The organism is Puniceibacterium antarcticum (genome assembly GCF_002760615.1).
GTDB lineage: Bacteria > Pseudomonadota > Alphaproteobacteria > Rhodobacterales > Rhodobacteraceae > Puniceibacterium > Puniceibacterium antarcticum.
The window spans coordinates 53,420-73,027 of record NZ_AWWI01000016.1; the positions used below are offsets into that span (position 1 = coordinate 53,420).

Sequence of the window (19,608 nt, forward strand, 5' to 3'; positions counted from 1 at the left end):
CAAATCGCGCGATCTGATACAGGCACCCGAACATATGGTACGCAAACCCGACATTCCCCTGCCCCCTTACTTTAACCTCGATCCGGAACGCGCGTCGACCCGTCTTGGCGACCCCGTGGATACCGCCCGATTCGCCAAGGCAGCCGCCTTTGCCGCGCGCGGACGCGATGATCTGGCCAAGCGTGGCTATGCCCCCGACGGGCGCAAGCGCTTGCGAAAATTCTCGACTTGGGAAATCTGTCGCTACCTCATTCCCGTCGCCCCCGCCCATCTGCGCCGGGTGCTGAACAAATACCCCGACCTGCCCCAGGGCGAAGGCGCCGGCAACGCGCGCTGGTTCACGCTTGAAGATGTGCTCAAGCTGCGTGACCACTTTGCCGAAGAGGGTGTCAGCACCAAGGAATACCGCCCCTACCGTCCCGAAGGCCTGCCCGCCAAGGTGGTGGCCGTTGCGAACTTCAAGGGCGGCGTGGGCAAGACCTCGACTGCCGCACACCTTGCCATGTCCGCCGCGCTGGATGGCTACAAGGTGCTGGTGATCGATCTCGACTCCCAAGGTTCCATGACGTCGATCATGGGCGGTCAGGTGGCCGATGAATGGCAGACGGTTTTCCCCTTGCTGGCCAAGGATTACGCCACCCAGCTTGTGGCGGAAAACCGGGTGCGCGAGGCGGCGGGTGATGCTCCCTACCCTCTGGACGAAACCCTGACAGAGGCGCTGAACGTTTCGCTGCGCGACGTGGTGCAGAAAACCCACTGGCCCAATATCGACCTTGTCGGCGCGCAGCTCAACCTTTACTGGGCGGAATTCCAGATCCCGGTCTGGCGCATGGCGCTGCGCAGCTGGCCGCTTTGGGATGCGCTGACCTCTGCGCTTGATCAGGGTGGCGCGCTGGAGGATTACGATATCATCCTGCTGGATACCCCCCCTGCGCTTGGCTATCTCACCATCAACGCACTGGCCGCGGCGGATATCCTGCTGGTGCCTCTGGGGGCTTCCTTCCTTGAATTCGATTCCACCGGGCGGTTCTTTGACATGCTTTATTCGACCTTCGCGTCGATCGAGGATGGCGAGAACGCGGGTCGCAAACGGGCGGGCCTGCCCGAAATGAAGTTTGAATGGGATGCGGTGCGTGCCTTGATCACACGGTTCGACGCCAGCCAGCAGACCGATATGGCCAATGTAATTCAGGCTTATTTCGGCGACATGATGAACGCCTACCGGCAGGAATACACCGCCATGGTCGGGCAGGCCGGCGAAAGCGTGTCCGGCATCTACGAGGCCGATTACCGCAACTACAACCGAGAGACCTATACCCGGGGCCGCGAGGCGTTTGACCGGACCTACGCCGAATTCAAGGAGCTGTTGATCGGCGCATGGTGGCGTGATGAAAAGATGATGAAGGAGGCGCAGAATGGCAAAGCGTAGACAGCTGGAAATTCCCTCTGCTGAGGCGTTGAGGGAAATTGAAGATGGTTTCGCGCGCGAAACCTCGCGCCCCAGCACCCGGCCTCCGATCGCGGATGTGGTTGCGGATGCCGCACTCAATTCCGATCCGCTGCCCCCCTTGGCCCGAGAGGCCGTGGCGCGCGACAAGGTCGATGCCCAGGCGATGCGGTTGGCGATGGAAAAGGGGCTGGTCGCGCGCGAGATCCCGATCCATGAGGTGACCGCAGATGCGCTGACCCGCGATCGGATGAACCTTGACGAAGAAGAGATGCGAGAGCTGATCGATTCGATCACGCGCAATGGTCTGCGCCTCCCGATCGAGGTGTTTGAACCCTCCAACCCAGAGGCCGCCGGGCGCTATGCGCTGATCTCGGGCTTTCGCCGGCTGGCGGCCTATCGCCAGCTGAATGCCATGACGGGCGGAGAGAAGTACCGCACGATCGCCGCCTTTGTACGTGCCCCGGACTCTATTGCCGCAACGCTGGTCGCGATGATTGAAGAGAATGAAATCCGCGTCGGTCTGAGCCAGTATGAACGTGGCAGAGCCGCCGCTGTGTCGGTGCATGACGGCGTGTTCGCGAGCATTGATGAGGCCGTCACGACGCTGTTCCAGAGCGGGTCAAAGACCAAAAGATCCAAGATCCGCAGCTTTGCGCTGATCCACGATGAACTGGGTGACATGTTGCGCTACGCGACAGCGCTGACGGAACGCCAGTGTCTGCGCATCGCCACGGCGCTGCGGGCAGGGCAGGGGGACGCCATGCGTGACGCCCTTGACGAGGCAGAGGTGGACGGGCCAGAGGCAGAATGGAGTGTCCTGCTGCCCTTTGTTGAAAGCGCGGAAGGGGCAGCGCCCGACCCGTCGCGTGGCGGACGGCCCAAGGTTGCGCGCAAGCCCAAGGCAGGTCCGGTGGTGTCGCTGGCGAACGGCGTTTCCATCGAAAAGGTCAGCGGCCCCGAAGGCTATGCCATCCGGTTTCATGGCCGTGCGGTGGATTCCGATATGGTTGATGCGGTGATGGATCACATCCGCCACCTGCTGGAAAAACTCTGAGGTTTCGCGCGCGAAACCTCAGCCCCTGGGTTTGCGGCTTCGGCCGTTACCCAACCAGCGCCCCGCTGATCCTTGGCCGGTTGGACAGGCGGGATGCGTGCCTCCGATCCCCCGGCGCGCTGGGAGCATCAGTGAGTTTGATCAAGCGCACCACACGGCTGATATCCTGATTTTTGCTGCCTTGTTTTGAATTTCAGCGGCTGTAATGGGGTTTTAAACAAACCTTATTAACATGTCCGATAAATGAAGGTTATTGGACGTTAAATGATCATAAGCTCTACGGCGTTTAGGCTTGATATTATCTGGTAACAAGCGCCGCTGTTGGATAGGGTCGTCCCATGAAACCTGTTCAGACTCCTATCGAGGATCCCCTCAACACTTTGCCCCGCATGCCGCCTTGGGTCACCGGGGCGCGCGACGAAACCCCCGAGGATTTAGCATTTTTGTCAGGTGCCGCGCTGAGTGCGCTGCACCTTGTGCTGGTGCGTGCGGAGGTGCCGCAAGCCTTGCTGCGTGCGCGTATGGCCTTGCGCGCAGCAGAGACCTGCGTTGGGCTGAGCGGTCGGCGCGAACGGGCCGGGGAGCTGCGTGACGCCGTGCATCTGATGCGCGCCGGTGATCTGCCCGGTCCGGCGGGCGCGGTGTATCAGCAATGGCGGAGTGCAGGGGCGCGGCGGATTTCGGCGGGGGCTGTGCAGAAGGCCCTGCCGGAAGTGGATGTGGACGATATCGCCGGATGGCTGGGCGCGGGGCCGGGTGCGCCGGTCGGTCGGTCGGCCGAGGTTCTGCAGGCGGTGCTGGCCCAGAATCCACGCGCAGACCTTGCGGCACTGATCCTGGCTGATGCCGCCCTGGCGCGCAGGATGGGCTGGACCCATGTGGTGCCGCTGCTGAGCCCGAACATCAAATCACGGGATCTGCGCAAAACTGGAGAAGAGTTGCGGCAGGCCTGCCATCGTGTTGTGCGCACCAGCTGTGCAGAGGCTATCCAGCTGGCGACGGATCTGGCGCGCCGGGCCGCGCGGCTGAACGCCGTGGCACCAAAGTTGCGCGCGAAGGGTGCTGCGCGGGCGGTCGAGATGTTCCTGAGCCGCGATGCGGTGGCACCTTCGGACCTCAGATCCTTCATGTCCGACCGCGCCGCGCGACGGCTGTGTGACCGGCTGGTGGAGCTGGGCGTGGTGCGCGAGTTGACCGGGCGCGACACCTTTCGCCTGTACGGGGTCTGAGCATGGCGCGGGAAAAATCAGAGATAGACCGTGAACTGGAAGAGTTGCCGGCAGAGCTGCGCTGGCGTGACTGGATGCGCCGGATCGAGGCAGTGCTGTTTGCCAGCGCCTCGCCCGTTTCACGCGACGCTCTGGCCCGGGTGGTGGGGCAGGGGGCGTCGGTTGATCTGCTGATTGCGGATCTGGCGGCGGATCTTGAGGGGCGGTCTTTTGAGGTGGCGCAGGTGGCGGGCGGCTGGATGCTGCGCACGCGCCCCGCCTATGCGCACGCGATCCGGGCGGCGGCGGATGTGGCTGGGCAGGATCTGGACCTGAGCACCTTTGACACTGCCGTGCTGGCGGCCGTTGCCTATCACCAGCCGATCACCCGCGACGGGCTGAAGGATATCTTTGGCAAGGAGATCAGCCGCGATCTGATCGGGCGGCTGCATGCCCAGGGACTGATTGGCACCGGCCCGCGCAGCCCGCAGCGCGGCGCGCCCTATACGTTTGTGACGACCGACCAGTTTCTGGTGGTGTTCGGGATGGAGTCCCTGCGCGATCTGCCGGATCGGGATCAGCTGGTCGATGACGGGGTGCTGGCCGAGTCATAAGATGGGCGGTCTGAGCTGTGGTTTTGCGGGGCTCATTTTCTGACCTTCGCGCATGTGAGATGCGTGAAGGTTTGATCCACTTGACGGATGCCGTGGTCAATTATAACTTTCGCGCATTCCACATACGTGAAAGTTATAATTTTGCTCTATCTCATCGGTGAAAACCTTGACAAGACCCGCGCGCATTATCAGGCGCAGACGGGCAGGATCGTGCAGCTTATGCGCGGCGTTTATGTCGATTCTGATGATGATATCGACGGGACGGTCCTGCGTCATGCGGTGAGGATTGCGCATTACCTCTATCCGCAGGCCTATCTTTCAGGTGCCAGTTCCGCGCTGCTTGCTCCCGCGCGCGATGGGCGTCTGTTCCTGAGCGGTAAGCGCAACCAGCGTACCAGGATCCGGGCGCTGGAGATCATCCAGAACATCGCCCCGGAGCATCCGGCGACCGCGACGGCCATCGTTGACGACGGCGCGGGGGAATTCCGGATGCCTGTCTCTGCGCTGCGACAGCGGTTTCTTGAGGGCTTTCGCCAGCGTAGTGAACATGCAGCGTCGCTGGACGATGTGATGCGCATGGGCGTCGCGGCACGGCTGAGCGAGGAATACGGCACACCCATGCAGGCCGCCGATGCGGTTTGGGCGCTGGCCCGTGAAAACCAGTGGTATCGCGAAGGCGAGCAGGCGGAACGCTATCTTCTGCGCACCGCCGTTCCAGTACAAGTGCGCAACGAAGCCGCGATCACCTTTGCCGTGGCCTGGCATGGCCAGCCGATCGGGCAGTTGCGCCATGACGGTTTTGAATGGCGCTGGCAGCCAAGGGCAGAATTCGATCTGCCGCTTGTGCAGCAGCGCATTCCCGGCAAGCTGCCGCCCTTTATCCTGTCGCTGCTGCCCGAGGGCTGGCTGGAACGGGTCCTGAACGACAGCGATGAGCGGGGCGTGTTGCGTTCGGGAAAACGGTATATGTCCAATATCATGGTCAGCGAAAGTGAGGCTGATTTTGTCACGCTTCCCGCCGACATACTGGCAGGGCGGCTGACCGGATTTACGCAAGACGGCGTGTTCACAGGTCGCTATGCCGGTCCGGGGCGTGGCAGGTTCGAGGCGGATTTCGAAGCAGGGCTGGCACGTCTTTATGCGCGGGCCGATACGCCGCGCCTGTCCGGTGTCCAGATCAAGGCCCCGATGTTTCTGGATGAGGACGGGGCACTGTCCCCCAGCAGTGGCCTGCCGTTCACGCATATCCTGAAGCCTGCGGGCACAAGCGGTTTTCAGGCGCTGCCGGTCATCGAATATCTGGCCATGGCGCTTGGGCGCGCCTCGGGGCTGGAGGCGCCGGAGACTGCGCTGGTACCCATGCCGGATGGGATGCCCCCGGCCTTGCTGGTCGAACGGTTTGACATCCGCACCGCGCCCGGGGATGGGCGTCGCCTTGCGCTGGAGGATTTGTGTTCAGTGCTCGATCTGCCGCCGGAGGCCAAATATGACGGAACCATCGAGCGGATTGCGCGTGCCGTGCGGCCGCTGTCCACATCCCCTGAGGAGGATCTGGTTCTGGTAATCCAGCGGGCGGTGTTTGCCTGGCTGATCGGCGACGGGGATATGCATCTGAAGAACATGGCGCTTTTGAAGGTGGCCGAACCGGCGGCGGACCGGTTCAGCAGCATTCGTCTGGCGCCGCTCTATGATGCGGTCACGACCAGAGTGTTTCCCAACCTTGAACATGATCGCATGGCGCTGAAATTGAACGGTAAGGATGACCGCCTGCGCCGCAGTGATTTCCTGCAGGTGGCCGCGACTGCCGGACTGCCTGCGGGCCGTGCCGGCGCTGTGATCGACGGGTTGGTGCAGCGCTTTGTGCAAGCGGTGGAGGACATTGTCCTGCCGGAGCTGCCCGGACTGGACGCCGACATTCGGGAAAGAGCGGCGGCGATGATTGCCCTGAGCCGGGGGCGTGCCGCGGCCTTTGCCTAAGGGTTGGCTGCCGTCACGTCGCGATGGAACCGGCTGTGCGGCGTGTCCACGTATGCCGCGATCCAGCTGTAAACGTCGCTTTCGGAGGGCGTGTGCAGATATGATTTAAACGTGTGAATATATGATCACTATATGTTACGAATTTATAAACCCGTGTTGCGACATGCGCATTTCTGTGATTTTTGCGGGAAAATATTCGAAGAGGGAGGCGAAAATGAGCAATACAGACACATTCCGGGTTTGCGTTATCGGACTTGGCTCGATGGGCATGGGGGCCGCTCTGTCGTGCCTGCGCGCTGGTCTGGCGACAAGTGGCGTTGACCTCAGCCGCGACCGCCTTGACGCATTTGCAAAGGCCGGTGGTGAAGCTGTCGCCGTTTCCGCATCAGAGCTGACGACGGAATTCGACGCCGCGATTGTTCTTGTCGTCAACGCGGCGCAGGCGCGGGATGCCATCCTTGGTGATACGGGCATTGCCTCCCGGATGCGGCCGGGTGGTACGATCATGGTGAGCTGCACGCAGTCTGCCGCGGATGCGCAGTCGCTTGGCCTCGATATCACCGCCCGCGGTCTTTTGATGCTGGATGCCCCGGTTTCCGGCGGTGCCGCGAAAGCGGCGAGCGGCGACATGACGGTGATGGCATCGGGCCCGAGAGCGGCCTTTGATGCGCTGGCGCCCGTGCTCGACGCTGTGGCGGCGAAGGTTTATGAGATTGGCCCGGACATCGGTCAGGGCGCAACGGTCAAGGTCATCCACCAACTGCTGGCCGGTGTGCACATTGCCGTCGGGGCCGAGGCGATGGCGCTGGCCGCCCGTGCCGGCATTCCGCTTGAGACGATGTATGAGGTGGTGACCAACGCCGCCGGAAATTCCTGGATGTTCGAGAACCGCATGCGCCACGTGGTTGACGGGGATTACACCCCGAATTCTGCGGTCGATATCTTTGTCAAGGATCTTGGCCTTGTGACGGAAACCGGGCGGTCACATGCCTTTCCGCTGCCGCTTGCCTCGGCTGCGTTTGCGATGTTTCAGCAGGCGTCGAACATGGGATACGGCAAGGAAGATGACAGCGCGGTGATCAAGACCTTTGCGGGGATCGACCTGCCGACCGCTGGAGACAAGTCGTGAAGATCGGCGTCATCGCGGATGACTTTACCGGTGCCACGGACATTGCCGGTTTCCTTGTCTCTGGGGGGCTGAGCTGTGTTCAGATGATCGGCGTTCCCGAAAACGATGACGCCGTGCAGGCCGAAGCCATCGTGGTCTCCCTGAAGTCGCGTTCCAACCCGGCCGAGCAGGCGGTGGCGCAAAGCCTGGCCGCGCTGGACTGGTTGCGCGCGCAGGGCTGCACGCAGATCTTTCAGAAATACTGTTCCACCTTCGATTCGACCGCAAAGGGCAATATCGGACCTGTCACGGACGCGCTGATGGCGGCGCTGGGGGAAACGGTGACGGTGATCTGTCCCGCACTTCCGGTGAACGGTCGCTCTGTCTACATGGGGCACCTCTTTGTCGCAGAAGAGCTTTTGCAGAATTCCGGCATGCGCGATCATCCGATCACGCCGATGCGCGATTCCAGCCTGATCCGTCTGATGGAGGCGCAATCCAGTGGTCGGTGCGGTCTGGTTAAGGCAACTGTCGTCGATCAGGGCGCAGAGGCCGTGCGTCAGCGCATCGCGGCGTTAAAGGCCGACGGCTGCAGTTACGTCGTGCTGGATGCGATTTCGGACGCGCACCTGGATGTTCTGGGCCAGGCGATTTGTGACATGCCGCTGGTCACGGGTGGGTCCGGGCTTGCCGCAGGTATTGCGCGGGCGCTGAATGTCGGGACGCAGGCACAGGAAGCCGCTGATGCCGGCGCCCCCCTGGATGGGCCGGGTGTGGTCATTTCAGGGTCCTGTTCGCAGATGACAAACACGCAGGTTGCGGCCTATCGCAAGCTGGCCGCGACCCATGACGTGGATGTGGAACGCTGCCTTGCCGATGCCGAGGCTTATGGCATCGAACTTGCCGACTGGGTCCTGGCGCAACCGCAGGACGGCCGAGCAGCACCGATGATCACGGCGACGGCGGATCCCGCGCGCCTGCGCGAGATTCAGGCGCGCCACGGCAGCGCCGCATCCGAGGCTGTCGAGCGGACATTCTTTGTGGCGGCGGCACGCCTTGCCGAGGGCGGCATCCGCCGCTTTGTGGTCGCGGGTGGCGAAACATCCGGATCGGTCACGCAGGGCCTTGGCGTCAGCGGCTTTGCCATCGGCCCCCAGATCGCCCCGGGCGTTCCGTGGGTGCGCGCCGTCAACAGGCCAATCTCGCTCGCGCTGAAGTCGGGAAATTTTGGGGCTGAAGATTTCTTCCTCGACTGCCAGCCAGAGTCCATTCGCAAGGAAGTTCAGTCATGAATGACCACTCCCGGGCAGAGCGCATGGTGTTCCTGTGCAAAAGCCTTTTTGATCGGGGCTATTCGGTCGGCGGCGCGGGCAATGTGTCCGTCCGTCGTGACGAGGGCGGGTTTATCGTGACCCCCACGGGCAGCAGCCTTGGGCGGCTGTCGGTTGACGATCTGGCCGTTGTGGGGGCCGATGGCACCCCAACGCCCGGCCCGAAACCGTCCAAGGAATTTTCGTTTCACCGCGCGCTGTACGAGGTGCGCCCCGAGGCAAAAGCGATTGTTCACCTGCATTCGACCTATCTGACGGCGCTGTCCTGTCTTGAGGATCTGCCGCGCGACAACGCGATCCGTCCCTTCACACCCTATTACGTGATGCGCATCGGTCACATGCCGGTCATTCCCTACTACCGTCCCGGCGCGTCCGAGATTGGCCGGGACCTGGCACAGGCTGCCGAACAGAGCAAAGCGCAGGCTTTTCTTCTGGCATCGCACGGCGTTGTGGTTCTGGGGCGCGACATCGACGATGCGGTGAACAACGCAGAAGAGCTCGAAGAGACGGCAAAACTGCTGTTCGTCCTGCGTCAGGAGAAAGTTCATTACCTGACAGAGGCCGAAATATCGGAACTGGGCGGAGGATACTGAGATGACAAAACTTGCTGCAAACCTGTCCATGCTTTTCACGGACGCGCCGTTTCTGGATCGCTTTGACCGGGCCGCAAACGCCGGTTTCGATGCTGTCGAGTTCCTGTTTCCCTATGATCACACGATTGAAGAGGTGAAGGAGCGGCTGGAGCGCAACGCGCTGAGCCTGACGCTGATCAATGCGCCTGCCGGGAACTGGGCCGGAGGGGAACGCGGGTTTGCCGCGCGCCCGGGCAAGAGTGCCGAACACGAGGCAAGCGTTGGTCTGGCCGTCGACTATGCCGCCGCGCTGGGATGCCCGCGCATTCACGTCATGTCGGGGATCACCGGCGATGACCATGACCGCGCCGCCTGCGAGGCGGTCTGGGTCGAGAACATGCGCCTTGCGGCGGACCGGGCTGGGGCGGCGAACCTTGCGGTGTCGATCGAGCCGCTGAACAACCGGGACGTTCCGGGCTATTTCCTGTCACATCAGGATCCGACGCTGGAGCTGATCCAGCGGCTTGAGCGGCGCAACGTGTTCCTGCAGTTCGACGTTTACCATGCGCAGATCATGGATGGCGACATCATCCGGCGGATCGAGCGGCTGAAGGGTGCCTATGGCCATGTGCAGATCGCCGGTGTCCCCGACCGGCACGAGCCTGATAGCGGCGAGCTGAACTATACCGAGATCTTCAAGGCGTTCGACAGCGTCGGTTTCGACGCGCCGCTGGGCTGCGAATACAACCCGCGCGCCGGGACGGAAGACGGTCTGGGCTGGGCCGCGCCCTATCTGCCACGCGGAGCAGGTTCCAAGTGATCCCCGCCGAGCGCCAGCAGTTCATTCTGTCCCAGCTTGCCGAACGCGACGTCCTCAGCATCCAGCAGCTGACCGAGCTGCTGGGGGTGTCTCACATGACCATCCGGCGCGACATTCAGGTTCTGGAAGAGACACGGCGCGTCGCGTCGGTCACGGGCGGAGTGCGCCTGTCGCGCAAGCTCAATCAGGAGCTGCCGCATCTGGAAAAGGCTGCGATCAACGCGGCGCAGAAAAGAGCCATCGGCGCTGCGGCGGCGTCCATGGTGCGCAACGGCATGGTTGTCTATCTCGACGCCGGGACCACGGGGCTGGAGATTGCGCGCCGTATCGCAGAGCGGTCGGATCTGACCGTGGTGACCAATGATTTTGTTATTTGCGCCTATCTGTCGACCCATTCCAGCTGTGCGCTTTATCACAGCGGCGGGATGGTCGAGCGGGCCAACCAGTCTTGCGTCGGCGGCGCGACGGCGCAGGCCCTGACCCGGTTCAACTATGACATCGCCTTCATCTCGACATCCTGCTGGACGATTTCCGGTCTCAGTTCGCCGTCCGAGCTGAAGGGGCCGGTCAAGGCGGCCGTCATTGCGCAGGCAAACCGGTCGGTTCTGGTGTCGGATTCGACGAAATACGGCATGGTCGCCGCCCTGAACATCCTGCCGCTCAGCGTCTTCGACACAGTGGTGACCGACTCAGGAATGGACCCGGAGGTCGTGGCGAGCCTGCGGGACACGAATATCGACGTTGTTGTCGCAGATGACGCCGAACTGAAAGAAACCTAGGGAGATCTGTCATGAAAATCACCGTTACGGGTGGCGCCGGCTTTTTGGGAAGCCGCCTTATCGAGGCATTGCTGGCCGCAAAAGAGGACGTCTCGATCGTCTCCCTGGACCGGGCGAAATGCCCTGTCGTGCATGATCGCGTGACCAGCATCGAAGGGTCCATTGACGATGCAGCGGCGGTCGCACAGGCCATCGAAGATGACACCGACATCGTGTATCACCTCGCGGCGGTGCTTTCTGGGCAGTCCGAGCAGGAATTTGACGTCGGTCTGCACATCAATATCGATGCGACACGGCTGATCCTGGAACGCTGCCGCAGTCTTGATCATGTGCCGCGCGTCGTCTTTACCAGCTCTCTGGCCGTGTTTGGTGGAGTGATGCCCGAGATCGTGCCCGAAGGTATGGCGACACGACCGGGTTCTTCTTATGGGTGCGGCAAGGCGATCGGCGAATTGCTGGTGTCGGAATACACGCGCAAGGGGTTTATCGACGGGCTGACCTGCCGCCTTCCGACCATCTGCGTGCGCGCGGGCAAACCCAATTCGGCGGCGTCGTCCTTTGTTTCGGGGATCATTCGTGAACCTGTCGCGGGCGAAGCTTCGGAATGTCCGGTTCCGCTGGAGACGCGGCTCTGGATTTCATCGCCGGACACAGCCGTGCGCAACCTTGCGCTGGCCGCGGATCTGACAGCAGACGATCTGGGCGCGGACCGCGTTCTGGACATGCCGGGGATCACGGTCACGCCCGCCGCGATGCTGGACAGCCTTGAGCGTCTTGTCGGTGCAGAGGCACGGAGACTTGTCGCCGTGACATCCGAGAAGCGGGTCGCGGACATCGTCTGCAGCTGGCCCGGAGCTTTTGATGATGCGCGCGCGCGTTCGCTGGGCTTTGGTTCTGATTCCGATTTTGACGAGGTGGTCCGGCAGTACCTCGCGGAGGTTCGCCCGGCCTGACACGGCCCCGTTAGATTTCACCAGCCCGTCAGCTTCGAGAGAGATGCGACCCCAACAGGCGCATGGCGCGGACGGCTATTTTTCAAAGAGCGCCATGGGCGCAGAGGAGGAGTATTTTCATGTCAGAAACAGGTTCCGAGTTTCAGTTGATTGCAGGATTGGTGATTGCCATTTTCCTGCTGATCTTCTTTGTCGTCAAAACGCGGGTGCATGCCGTCGTGGCACTGGTTGCTGCGGCGTCCATTGCCGGGATTTTTGGCGGAATGCTGCCCGCCGATGTGATCACGTCGATCACCACCGGCTTTGGGAAAACCCTGTCCACCATCGGTCTTGTCATCGGTTTCGGCGTGATGATGGGGCGGATCCTGGAAGTGTCGGGCGCGGCCGAACAAATGGCCTATTCGCTGATCCGCTGGGTCGGAAAGAAACGCGAAGACTGGGCGATGGTTCTGACCGGCTATCTCGTCTCGATTCCCATCTTTTGCGACAGCGCCTTTGTCATCCTCACGCCGCTGATCAAGGGGCTTGCCCGTTCGTCGGGGATTTCGATCCTGACGCTGGGGATCAGCCTTGCCGGGGGTCTGATGCTGACCCACCACGCGGTTCCGCCGACGCCTGGCCCGCTTGGTGTTGCCGGGATCTACAATGTCGACCTTGGCCTGATGATCTTTTGGGGTGTCATCTTTACGATCCCGGGCATGGCAGTGCTGGTTCTATACGCTCGCATGATGGGTCCGCGTCTAGAGGCGATGATCCTGCAGGACACCGGCGAGGATATCGCGGCCCCCTACAAGCAGTTCGAAAAGGCTGCCGGAGAGCGCCAGAAGACACTGCCCTCGCTTGGCTTGTCGGTTCTTCCGATCATGCTGCCGATTGTCCTGATCTTTCTGAACACCATCACCTCGGCCATGGTCAAAGGCACCGGCGCGGAGACTGGCTTCTTTGCTCAGGCAACCGCATTTTTCGGGAACCCGGTGATTGCCGTCGCACTTGGGCTGATGGTTGCGGCCTACACGCTGCTGCCCGGCAGGCCGCGTGAAGAAGTGTTGCGCTATATGGAAGAGGGTGTCGAAAGCGCGGGCATCATTCTGCTGGTCACCGGTGCAGGTGGCGCGCTTGGCGCCGTTCTGCGGGATTCCGGTGCGGGAGATGTCATCGGGCAATCCATCGCAGGGCTGCCAATCCCGGCGATTCTGATCCCGTTCCTGATCTCTTCGATTGTTCGTTTGATCCAAGGCTCCGGAACGGTGGCGATGATCACGGGGGCCTCGATTTCGGCGCCGATCCTGATGAACATCCCGGACGTCAACATGGTCTTCGCGGCGCAAGCGGCGGCAATCGGGTCCATGGTCTTTGGCTATTTCAACGACAGTTACTTCTGGGTCATCAACCGGATGCTGGGCGTCAAGAACGCAAAGCATCAGATGCTGCTCTGGTCGGTACCGACAACGCTGGCCTGGGCCACTGCCCTGATCATGCTGCTGATCTGCAACGCGCTCTTTGGCTGAGCGCAGACCGTGGAGCGCGGCGACACCGCGCTCCACGGGACCATCACCTTTGCACAGACTGCCGCGGCGCGCTGACTGAAGAGCTGGCTCTGGCTTACTCTCAGCCCAAAGCAGAGGCCCATTCGACGATTTGCGCCGACGCGACCGACCCGGCCTGCCGTTTGATTTCACGTCCGCCCCGAAACGCGATCAGCAGTGGGATGCCGCGTATCGCGTATCGACCACCTGCCTGCGGATAGGTTTCGGTGTTCAGCTTGGCGAAGCGCGCGCGCCCCTTCAGCGTTTTGGCGGCTTTGGCAAATTCGGGCGCCATCATCTTGCACGGGCCGCACCAGGCCGCCCAAAAGTCCACGACAAGCGGCAGAGTGTCGATCCGCGCTGCTTTCTCAAGAACATCGAAGGCAATTTCAGTGGGTTTGTCCGCAAGCAGACCGGCACCGCAGGTCCCGCATATGGGAGCTGCATCAAGTTTCGCTTTTGGTATCCGGTTGCCCTGTCCGCAGGTGAGGCAAGCAAGTGTCACGCTCATTCATTGCTCCAAACATTCTGATCTGGTTGTTTGCGTACCATGCTCGCGCCGACGCTGCATTGAGCTGTATCATCGATCTTCGCGGGGTGCAGGTCATGGCCGTGGCGCGGGCATGTCAGAGGAGAGCACACTGGCACCTTCCAAAGATGCCGGTAGAGCGAGGTCGGGAAGGGTGAGCCGAACTGTCAGCCCCTGATGCCCCGAAAGATATTCGATTCTGCCACCCACCTGGTCGGCCAAAGTCTCGATGATCCGCAATCCCAGTCCGGGGGGGGTCTTGGTCATTGCGGGCGCCGGCAGGCCGGGGCCATTGTCGCAAACCTCGATCAGGATCGACCCAAGGTTATCATTCTGGCAGGACACCCGAATGATGGCGCCGCCAGCCCCCGATTGACCGTGTTTTATCGCATTGGTCATCACTTCGGTCACGATCTGGGCGACGGGAAGCATGTCTTGTGGTGACAGGGCGCAACCGGCGCCAAAATCCTCGATGATCTGGACATCTTCAGCGACGGCCGAGCGCAGAGCCGCACAGATGTTGACCAAATAGTTTTGCAAATCCAGGTTGCGGGGCGTGGTTTGCACTGCCAGAAACCGATGAAGCTGAGAAATCGCATCGATCTGGACCCCGATCGCCTTGAGCACAAGAACGGCTTCGCCTACCGGGGCTGTTGCGCCCTGCCGTATCAGTTTGGCGCTTTTCAATCGCACATAGCTTCCCAGCATTGCGAGATGATTTGCGATCCGGTGGTCCGCTTCGTCGAGCCGGCTGCAGCCATCACACTGCGGGAGCATCGTGGTCGTTTTGGCAAACATGGCTTCGGGTCCCTTTGTTTTTGCAAATGATAGGAAGATCCCCGCAATGCATATTGATCCAGATCAGTCCCACCGAGCGGACCGCAGACGATCCGCGCCCCCACACAGGTCATCCATGTCATACCGGGTCATGGCGGCAGAACAGGCAGTGCGCGCGACCGGGACATGACGCGCTGCGCTGCGATGCCGACGGAATTCACGCTCCCGCAGGTCTTTGTCAGGGGTGCGGACTGCGCCTTATCAGCGCGAGGCCAAGCGCGAAGTTGTCAAGATCCTTGGTCGTCGCCATTGTTACCGCAAGGGTCGCGCCGTTTCAGGTCAGCGCGACCGGCCCCTCTTAGATCAGCGGTGGTTGTGTCGCAGTGTTGTCGTGCAGGAGCAGATACAGCGTCATGCCACGATCCTGACAGGTGTGCCTTTGTAGGCGGGCGTTTGCGAGTTCTTTTCATGATAGGACAAGGGCACCAGCGGGTTGAGTTCCGGATAATAGCCGGCAACGCAGCCATCCGGCAGATCATAGGGCGTCACGGAAAAATCCATGACGCGGCGCACGACGTCTGGTTCTATCGCCGTGATCAGGCTGACCTTTTGTCCTTCGCTCAGGCCCAGCCGCGCCATTTCGGCCCTGTTTATCAGCACGACCTCGCGGCTGCCCTTGAGCCCGCGCAGCCGGTCGGAAAAGCCGTAGATGGTGGTGTTGAACTGATCGTTGGAGCGCAGAGTGATCAGCGTCAGCACCGGATCGCCGCCGGGGTCCTCTCCCAGTGCCGAAAGCGTTGTTGGCGGGGTGAACTGGGCCTTGCCGCTTTCGGTTTTCCAGTTGCGCTCGCGCGCCGGATTGCCGCGATAAAAACCGCCCGGTTGCATCATCCGGCCGTTGAAATCCGCGAAGTCGTCGGGGTAGGTCTGTGCAATCAGGTCGCGGACCTGGTCATAGTTGGCAACCCAGCCGTCCCAATCCAGCCGGGGATTTGCGGGCAGCGTGGCCTTGGCAAGTCCCGCCACGATGGCGAGTTCGGAGAGCACATCCGGCGACGGGGGTTCAGCACCGCCCAGAGAGGCGTAGATGTGCGAAAAGGTGTCTTCCATCGAAACAGCCTGCGGTCCTGAGGCCTGAACGTCGCGGTCGGTGCGGCCAAGGCAGGGCAGAATGTACGACACCTGCCCGGGGGCGAGGTGTGAGCGGTTGAGTTTGGTTGCCACATGTACCGTCAGGCGCAGCCGGGGCCAGGCCGCTTCCATCCGGGCGCTGTCTGGCAGGGCGCGCACAAGGTTGCCGCCAAGGGAAATCATCGCCTCGACCCGGCCGTCCAGAATGCCCTCGCAGGCATGTACAGCGTTCAGCCCCTCTTGCGTCGGGGCATCTATTCCGAACAGGTCCTTCAATTTATCCGCAGGCATCTGGGCGGATTTTTCGCCCACGCCGACCGTGCGCTGACCCTGCACGTTAGAATGACCGCGCACAGGGGAAATCCCGGCGCCCAGCTTGCCGATATTGCCGCGCATGAGCAGCAGATTGCACAGCATCCCCAGATTGAGCCAGCCGTTGACATGCTGCGTCAGCCCCATGCCGTAGATCCCGATGGCGTTATCTGCGGAGAGGTAGATTTCTGCCGCCTCGCGGATCATCCCCTCTGTCAGGCCGGAATGTGCCTCGATCTCGGTCCAGCTTGCGTTGCGCACCAGAGCAACGGTTTCGTCAAAGCCGGTGGTTTCCTGCGCGATGAACGTCTGATCCAGCACTGTGCCCGGTGCGGCATCCTCGGCTTCGAGGACGCATTTCATCAGGCCTGTCATCACGGCAATGTCGCCTCCGGGGCGCACCTGATAGTATTTTTCCGAAATCTGCGTCGGTTTTGTGATGGTCATCTGTCCGGGGCTTTGTGGATCGGCGAATTCGATCAGGCCACGCTCGCGCACCGGGTTGAAGGTCACGATGCGGCAGCCACGTTCAACGGCGGCTTTCAAGATATGCAGAAATCGCGGGCTGTTTGAGCCGGTGTTTTGTCCGAAGAAGAAGATTGTATCGCAGTGTTCGAAATCCTCCAGCGTGCAGGTGCCGACGGGTGTGCCGATAAAGGTCTGCAGATTCACGCTGGTCGTTTCGTGACACATGTTCGAACTTTGCGGCAGGTTCTGATGCCCCATGGCGCGCGCGAACAGGGCGTAAAGGTAGGACGCTTCAAGGCCTGCGTGCCCAGATGCATAGAAGACGGCCTTTTGGGGTGCCATCGCGGCCAACTCTTTGCCGATTTCGGCAAAGGCGTCATCCCAGCTGACCGGGAGGTAACGGTCCTGATCGCGATCATAGCGCAGGGGTTCGCTCAGCCGTCCGGATTTCTCAAGATCGTGGTCATGCCAGCCTTGCAGCTCTGTGACGGAATGATCGGCAAAGAATTTGGCCCCGGCGCGGTTGCGGTCAAGTTCCCACATCGTGGCTTTTGCGCCGTTCTCGCAGAACTCAAAGGTGCCGGGGTCTTTCGGCTTTGCCCAGGCGCATGAGGAACACATGACCCCACCGGGTTTGTTCAGCGTTGCAAGGATCTTGGCTGCAACCGCAGAGGTGTGGGAGTCTGCGGCGATGCGGGCAATCCCCTGCAGTGAACCCCAGCCACCAGCAGGGTGATGGTCATATGGGGTGTCCGGATCCTGTGTGGTGGCGGGATGGTCGTCCGGGGGATTGATGTTGTCCATGTGATCGCTCCTGGGTGCAAGGGAATCGACAAGTCAACGTATCGTCTTCTGGATGGTTCCGGGCAGGGGCGAGTCTGATCGGATCCTAACAGGGTTCGTTGGAAAACGGACAATGCAGGTTGGACAAACACTCCTCTGAGCTTTTTGCTGATCCTCGTCACCTCAGCAAGATATCAGGGCAGCGGCACGGGACTCTGACAAGGCCCTTCATGTTCCATCAAGATCCCTTGGCCCCACGCGATCAACGACCTCGATCATCCAGCGCAGGGTGGCGCTGTCATGGGGTGAAATTTCTGATCCAGAGCAGACTTCGATCATTGCGTGCCGGAGAGACGGCCATCTTTGGAAGAAATCGAACAAATCGACGATTTTGCCCCGGTCGTCTGTCGCCATGATCCGCGTCCTTTCCTTTCGTCGCCCGTCCACTGTGACGATAGTGTCTGGGACACTTTGAGGGGTGTGAAAATGGTGTGAGCCGCTTGTTTAATATGCTATTCGGGCGATAGTTGACGTAAGGGAACTTCTTGGGTCATGTCCTGTATGCTGGAAATCTCATTCTTTGGAACCTGCACCGTTCGTGTGACAAGCCCTGCACCGTTTGAGGTCAAGGGAGTCAAGCACAGGGCGTTGTTTGCCCTTCTGGCAACGGCACCGATGGGGCGCCGGACCCGAAGCTTTCTACAGGAGACACTTTGGGGGGCGGCGGATTATGACGCCGGTCATCAGAATCTGCGGCGCGCGCTGACAGATCTGCGCAAGCTGCTTGGCCCCGCTTTTGAGCAGTTGTTTTCGGTCAGCACGACGGATATCGAACTTAATCGCGACCGCCTGCAGTTTCAAAGCGTACCACCGGATGGCCCGTTTCTTGACGATCTGAACATCCGCACACCGGCCTTCCTTGCTTGGCGCGATGGGATCCGTGCTGATCCCGGGGCTGTGGCCAGCCTGTGCGGGGCGGTGCGCCCGCGACCCCGCGGGCGTTTCCTGCCACGTATCGCTGCGCTGCCGCTGTTCGTGCCGGATGGTGACCCGGAGCTGAGGGTTCTTGCTGACTGGGTTGCCGAAGAGATGACGCGGATGCTGTCGCGGTCTTCGATCCTGTCGGTCATTTCGCATCTGTCGTGCCGCGCTATGGCCAAGCGTCTGCTTGATGTGGTCGAGATCCGCGCCACGCTGGATATCGACTATCTGTGTGCCGGAACCTTGCGGCGCGCGGGCGGCGAGATCATCTGCGATTTCGACTTTGTCGATGCAGAGACAGGTGTCTTTATGTGGAACCGCAACCTCAGCTGTCCTGAGGGTGCGTTCCTGAGAGAGCTGCCCGCGCGGATCGAGCATACGGTGCGCAGTATTGGTCGGAGCATCGCGGAGGCCACGGTGGGGCTGGCGCGCCAGACGGCCTTGCCGCACATGCCTGATCACAGGCTGGTGCTGACCGGGGTGGCCCTGATGCACCGCCCTACGCTGCGCGATTTCATGGCCGCGCGCGGCTATCTGTCAGAGGCTGCCCTGCGTGCGCCGGACGCGGCAGATGTGCATGCCTGGCTTGGGAAATGGCATGCGCTGAACGTCTTCAAGGGTTACACAACCGACAGGGCAGGGGACACGGCTGCAGCGCTGGCCTGCACGGCGCGCGCGCTGGACCTGGACCCTGAATCGAGCTTTGGACTGACCGTGGACGGGTTCATCCATGGCAACGTGATGGCGCGAATGGATATTGCCGAGGTCCGATATGGCGCCGCGCAGGAAATCAATCCCAATGAAAGCCTGTCGTGGCTGCTGCGCGGTGCGCTGATGGCCTTTCGCGACGACGGTCAGGCCGCGATCGAGGCGACACGCCGGGCGCGGCTTTTGTCGCCCATCGACCCGTTCGGCTATTACTTCGACAGCATCGCGGCGACCGCGCATCTGGCTGCGGGCAACTGGCAGACCGCGCTGGATCTGGCTGAGACGTCGATGAAGTCCAATGACCGCCATATCTCGACGCTGCGTTCGCGGATCACCGCGCTGCACCAGTTGGACCGGGGTGAGGACGCACGCGTCGCCGCAGAGGATCTGAAGCGGCGGTTTCCCAACTTCACGCTCGACGAGTACAGACGCATGCACCCGTCGGCGCACAATCGGACCGGGCGCATCGTGATTGATGCGCTGTCGGCATCCGGCATTTCTTGACGCCACATTCATGAAAGGGAGCA

17 protein-coding genes are annotated in these 19,608 nt (G+C 61.5%); 13 read left to right on the forward strand and 4 right to left on the reverse strand.

Annotated elements, in window-relative coordinates; genetic code table 11:
- The first annotated feature begins 34 nt into the window (after positions 1 to 34).
- The 12 genes from P775_RS00945 (at position 35) to P775_RS01000 (ending at position 13,374) form a co-directional block, all read left to right on the forward strand.
- Entirely contained in the window at positions 35 to 1,429 is a 1,395-nt protein-coding gene (locus P775_RS00945) for an AAA family ATPase (RefSeq protein ID WP_099909256.1), read from the forward strand.
- Entirely contained in the window at positions 1,416 to 2,504 is a 1,089-nt protein-coding gene (locus P775_RS00950) for a ParB/RepB/Spo0J family partition protein (RefSeq protein WP_099909204.1), read from the forward strand. The genes P775_RS00945 and P775_RS00950 overlap by 14 nt, the downstream gene beginning before the upstream one ends.
- 338 nt (positions 2,505 to 2,842) lie before the next feature.
- Entirely contained in the window at positions 2,843 to 3,733 is an 891-nt protein-coding gene (locus tag P775_RS00955) for a DUF1403 family protein (RefSeq protein WP_245875514.1), read from the forward strand.
- A 2-nt stretch (positions 3,734 to 3,735) separates the two neighbouring features.
- Positions 3,736 to 4,326: an SMC-Scp complex subunit ScpB gene (scpB, locus tag P775_RS00960; RefSeq protein ID WP_099909206.1), complete on the forward strand. Its 591-nt coding sequence runs from the start codon at positions 3,736 to 3,738 to the stop codon at positions 4,324 to 4,326.
- Positions 4,327 to 4,467: 141 nt separating this feature from the next.
- Positions 4,468 to 6,303, forward strand: a complete 1,836-nt coding sequence (locus P775_RS00965; RefSeq protein ID WP_218967597.1) for a type II toxin-antitoxin system HipA family toxin — start codon at positions 4,468 to 4,470, stop codon at positions 6,301 to 6,303.
- Positions 6,304 to 6,517: 214 nt separating this feature from the next.
- Positions 6,518 to 7,432, forward strand: coding sequence for an L-threonate dehydrogenase (gene ltnD / locus P775_RS00970; RefSeq protein ID WP_099909258.1), 915 nt, complete (start codon positions 6,518 to 6,520; stop codon positions 7,430 to 7,432).
- On the forward strand, positions 7,429 to 8,703 hold the full coding sequence (gene otnK / locus P775_RS00975; RefSeq protein ID WP_099909207.1) for a 3-oxo-tetronate kinase: 1,275 nt from the start codon (positions 7,429 to 7,431) through the stop codon (positions 8,701 to 8,703). The genes ltnD and otnK overlap by 4 nt, the downstream gene beginning before the upstream one ends.
- Entirely contained in the window at positions 8,700 to 9,335 is a 636-nt protein-coding gene (gene otnC, locus P775_RS00980; RefSeq protein ID WP_099909208.1) for a 3-oxo-tetronate 4-phosphate decarboxylase, read from the forward strand. The genes otnK and otnC overlap by 4 nt, the downstream gene beginning before the upstream one ends.
- 1 nt (position 9,336) lies before the next feature.
- Positions 9,337 to 10,134, forward strand: coding sequence for a 2-oxo-tetronate isomerase (gene otnI, locus P775_RS00985; RefSeq protein WP_099909209.1), 798 nt, complete (start codon positions 9,337 to 9,339; stop codon positions 10,132 to 10,134).
- On the forward strand, positions 10,131 to 10,913 hold the full coding sequence (locus P775_RS00990) for a DeoR/GlpR family DNA-binding transcription regulator (RefSeq protein ID WP_099909210.1): 783 nt from the start codon (positions 10,131 to 10,133) through the stop codon (positions 10,911 to 10,913). The genes otnI and P775_RS00990 overlap by 4 nt, the downstream gene beginning before the upstream one ends.
- 11 nt (positions 10,914 to 10,924) lie before the next feature.
- A complete protein-coding gene (gene denD, locus P775_RS00995) occupies positions 10,925 to 11,866 on the forward strand; it encodes a D-erythronate dehydrogenase (protein WP_099909211.1) in 942 nt (313 codons plus the stop codon).
- 119 nt (positions 11,867 to 11,985) lie between these two features.
- Complete coding sequence (locus tag P775_RS01000) at positions 11,986 to 13,374, forward strand: GntP family permease (protein WP_099909212.1); 1,389 nt, start codon at positions 11,986 to 11,988, stop codon at positions 13,372 to 13,374.
- Positions 13,375 to 13,474: 100 nt separating this feature from the next.
- Here the strand turns inward: P775_RS01000 and P775_RS01005 are convergent, their stop codons facing one another.
- From P775_RS01005 to P775_RS01020, 4 genes are all read right to left on the reverse strand, one after another.
- Entirely contained in the window at positions 13,475 to 13,903 is a 429-nt protein-coding gene (locus P775_RS01005) for a thioredoxin family protein (RefSeq protein ID WP_099909213.1), read from the reverse strand.
- Between the two features lie 93 nt (positions 13,904 to 13,996).
- Positions 13,997 to 14,719, reverse strand: coding sequence for a sensor histidine kinase (locus tag P775_RS01010; protein WP_099909214.1), 723 nt, complete (start codon positions 14,717 to 14,719; stop codon positions 13,997 to 13,999).
- Between the two features lie 390 nt (positions 14,720 to 15,109).
- Positions 15,110 to 17,413, reverse strand: coding sequence for an FdhF/YdeP family oxidoreductase (locus tag P775_RS01015; RefSeq protein ID WP_099909215.1), 2,304 nt, complete (start codon positions 17,411 to 17,413; stop codon positions 15,110 to 15,112).
- Between the two features lie 207 nt (positions 17,414 to 17,620).
- Positions 17,621 to 17,806 carry a hypothetical protein gene (locus P775_RS01020; protein ID WP_099909216.1) on the reverse strand — a complete coding sequence of 62 codons (186 nt, stop codon included), beginning with the start codon at positions 17,804 to 17,806 and terminating at the stop codon, positions 17,621 to 17,623.
- A gap of 138 nt (positions 17,807 to 17,944) precedes the next feature.
- On the opposite strand from P775_RS01020, the gene P775_RS01025 reads away from it, so the two are divergent.
- Positions 17,945 to 19,585: a hypothetical protein gene (locus P775_RS01025; RefSeq protein ID WP_143520756.1), complete on the forward strand. Its 1,641-nt coding sequence runs from the start codon at positions 17,945 to 17,947 to the stop codon at positions 19,583 to 19,585.
- The last annotated feature ends 23 nt before the right edge of the window (positions 19,586 to 19,608 follow it).

Coding starts and splice junctions, on each gene's coding strand:
- P775_RS00950 (WP_099909204.1), top strand. CDS start 1,416: ATGGCAAAGCGTAGACAGCTGGAAATTCCCTCTGCTGAGGCGTTGAGG.
- otnC (WP_099909208.1), top strand. CDS start 8,700: ATGAATGACCACTCCCGGGCAGAGCGCATGGTGTTCCTGTGCAAAAGC.
- P775_RS01005 (WP_099909213.1), bottom strand. CDS start 13,903: ATGAGCGTGACACTTGCTTGCCTCACCTGCGGACAGGGCAACCGGATA.
- P775_RS00945 (WP_099909256.1), top strand. CDS start 35: ATGGTACGCAAACCCGACATTCCCCTGCCCCCTTACTTTAACCTCGAT.
- P775_RS01015 (WP_099909215.1), bottom strand. CDS start 17,413: ATGGACAACATCAATCCCCCGGACGACCATCCCGCCACCACACAGGAT.
- denD (WP_099909211.1), top strand. CDS start 10,925: ATGAAAATCACCGTTACGGGTGGCGCCGGCTTTTTGGGAAGCCGCCTT.
- P775_RS01000 (WP_099909212.1), top strand. CDS start 11,986: ATGTCAGAAACAGGTTCCGAGTTTCAGTTGATTGCAGGATTGGTGATT.
- P775_RS01010 (WP_099909214.1), bottom strand. CDS start 14,719: ATGTTTGCCAAAACGACCACGATGCTCCCGCAGTGTGATGGCTGCAGC.
- otnI (WP_099909209.1), top strand. CDS start 9,337: ATGACAAAACTTGCTGCAAACCTGTCCATGCTTTTCACGGACGCGCCG.
- P775_RS01025 (WP_143520756.1), top strand. CDS start 17,945: ATGTCCTGTATGCTGGAAATCTCATTCTTTGGAACCTGCACCGTTCGT.
- P775_RS01020 (WP_099909216.1), bottom strand. CDS start 17,806: ATGGCGACAGACGACCGGGGCAAAATCGTCGATTTGTTCGATTTCTTC.
- P775_RS00955 (WP_245875514.1), top strand. CDS start 2,843: ATGAAACCTGTTCAGACTCCTATCGAGGATCCCCTCAACACTTTGCCC.
- ltnD (WP_099909258.1), top strand. CDS start 6,518: ATGAGCAATACAGACACATTCCGGGTTTGCGTTATCGGACTTGGCTCG.
- scpB (WP_099909206.1), top strand. CDS start 3,736: ATGGCGCGGGAAAAATCAGAGATAGACCGTGAACTGGAAGAGTTGCCG.